1 protein-coding gene is annotated in these 1957 nt (G+C 63.5%); it reads right to left on the bottom strand.

Annotated elements, in window-relative coordinates; all coding sequences use genetic code 11:
* A partial coding sequence (locus AB0L82_RS43630; protein WP_364651601.1) for an amino acid adenylation domain-containing protein occupies positions 1-1940 on the bottom strand: 1940 nt, incomplete at its 3' end.
* Positions 1941-1957 lie beyond the last annotated feature (17 nt).

The following is a 1957-nucleotide window of genomic DNA, read 5'->3' as shown; positions in this document are numbered from 1 at the left end:
TCATCAACACCCACCCGCTCCAAACCCAACACCTGGGCATAAACCGACGCCAGCACCACCTCAACCGCCGTAGACGGCGCCCGATACCCATCCCCGTTGCCCGCGAAGTCGGGAACCGGCAGTGCACGCTTGTCCAGTTTCCCGTTCACCGTCAACGGCAAGCAGTCCAGGACCACCACCGCGGCGGGAACCATGTACTCCGGCAACCGCGCTTCAACAGCGGCACGCACCAGCGCGGGTTCGACCGCACCGGTCACATATCCGACCAGCCGCTTACTACCCGGCTGATCCTCACGGACCACCACCACGGCATGTTCCACGCCCGCCACCTCGGCCAGCGCGGCACGGACTTCACCGAGTTCTATCCGGAAACCCCGAATCTTCACCTGGTCGTCGCTACGGCCCGCGTATTCCAACTCGCCGTTGGCATTCCAGCGCACGAGATCGCCCGTGCGATACATCCGAGAACCCGACAATCCGAATGGGCACGCCACGAACCGCGAGGCTGTCAGCCCCGGACGACGCAGATAACCGCGTGTCACACCGCGACCCGCGATATACAACTCACCGACGACCCCGACTGGTACCTCGGACAACCCCTCGTCCAATACGAACACCGCGGTCCCCGCGATCGGGCGACCGATCGACACTTCCGACCCTGCCTCCAATCTCGCCAGGGTCGAATAGGTCGTGGTCTCGGTCGGACCGTACGCATTCACCATCATTCGGCCCGGCGCCCAACGCTCCACCAACTCCGCGGAGGTCGCCTCACCCACCGAGAACAATGTGCCCACTGCCTCCAGCCCCGATGTCGGGAGCACCCCCATCGCGCTCGGAGTCATCGCGAGTGCGGTCACATGCTCGTCAACCAGCAATTGGTGCATGTCCATCGGCGACCGCACGACCGACTCCGGAACGACCACGAGTCGTCCCCCGTGCAGTAGCGCACCCCACATCTCCCACACCGAGACGTCGAACGCGTACGAATGGAACTGCGTCCACACCTGTCCCACCGGGAAGAATCCCACCTCGCGCACCGATTCGAACAGCTGTGTCGCGTTCGCATGGGTGACCGCGACACCCTTCGGAGTACCGGTCGTTCCCGAGGTATAGATGATGAACGCCAATCCGGCCGCAACCGGGATTGGGAGCGACAGGTCCGGTCGGGCGACCAGCAAGGCGGGGTCGGCGACATCGATGACCGGCAGATCATGTCCGGCGAACCGGGACATGTACTCACCGTTGGTCATCACTACTACGGGGGCGGCGTCCGCGAGCATGAAACCGATACGCTCGTCGGGATGGCGCACGTCGATCGACAGGTACGCCGCCCCGGCCTTGAGTACCGCCAAGATCGACACGACCGCCTCGGCCGAACGCGGAAACATCAGCGCGACAACATCACCCGCACCAACGCCTCGTTCGGCAAGCACGCGCGCGAACCGCGATGAGACCGCATCGAGTTCGGCGTACGTCCACGATCGCTCTTCGAACACCAATGCCACCGTGTCCGGAGTCCGCGCCACCTGCGCGGCGAACATCGCCGGAATCGACACTGCGGCAGTCTGTTCGGCCAGCGCCGCACGGTTGGAGAACTCCGCCAACTGGGCGAGCTCCTGCTCGTCGAACACATCGATCGCCGTCATTCGTTGCTGGGGATCAGCGACCACCGCGTCGAACACTCGCACCAATCGAGCCACCAGCCGCTCGATCTCCACGACATCGAACACATCGGCCGAATACTTCACCAGCAATCGCAGTTCCGGACCCGGCGAAACCTGGAGGGTCAATGGATAGTGCACCGTCTCGTGCACCGAGATATCCACCACCGAGATTTCCCCGCCGACACTCTCGACCGATGTCTCGATTGGGTAGTTCTCGTACACCACGAGCGTGTCGAACAGCTCTTTGTGTCCGGAAGCGCGGCAGATCTCGGTCAACGGCAGAAACTGATGCT

Source organism: Nocardia sp. NPDC052001 (assembly GCF_040680615.1).
In the GTDB taxonomy this organism is placed as follows: domain Bacteria; phylum Actinomycetota; class Actinomycetes; order Mycobacteriales; family Mycobacteriaceae; genus Nocardia.
Note: the sequence above shows the minus strand (reverse complement) of the source record. Positions and strands in the feature narration are given on the sequence as shown.